Raw genomic sequence first — 598 nt, forward strand, 5'->3', positions numbered from 1 at the left:
ACCTGCACCGCAGAGCAGACGTCCCTGAGCATCCTTTGCAGACAGCGGATACTTGATCTGCTTCTCAATATCCTTGATTGTGATCAGACCCTTGAGGTTGAAGTTATCATCAACAATCGGAAGTTTCTCTTTGCGGGCCTGACCGAGGATCTTCTTGGCTTCCTCAAGTGTCACGCCTTCCTTGGCTGTAACTAAGCCTTCGCTTGTCATACACTCTTTGATCTTTTTGCTGTAGTCTGTTTCGAATTTAAGATCACGATTGGTCAGAATACCAACAAGCTTCTTGCCCTCTGTAATCGGCACACCCGAAATTCTGAACTTTGCCATCAGACGATCTGCATCTGCCAGTGTATGTTCAGGGGATAAATAAAATGGGTCTGTGATAACGCCATTCTCAGAACGCTTTACCTTATCTACTTCTTCCGCCTGGGCTTCAATAGACATATTCTTGTGAATAATACCAATACCACCCTGCCTTGCCATTGCGATGGCCATGCGGTGTTCTGTAACAGTGTCCATGCCTGCACTCATCAGAGGTACATTTAATCTGATTGTATTCGTCAGCCATGTAGAAATATCTACCTGGTTAGGAATGACT

General features: G+C 45.3%; 1 protein-coding gene. It reads right to left on the reverse strand.

From position 1 onward, the window contains the following. Window positions 1-598, reverse strand: a 598-nt coding sequence (locus WMO25_RS18690) for an IMP dehydrogenase (protein WP_349086760.1), incomplete at both ends; no start/stop codon positions are given.

Source organism: Coprococcus intestinihominis (assembly GCF_040096555.1).
Taxonomy (GTDB): Bacteria; Bacillota; Clostridia; order Lachnospirales; family Lachnospiraceae; genus Coprococcus_A; species Coprococcus_A intestinihominis.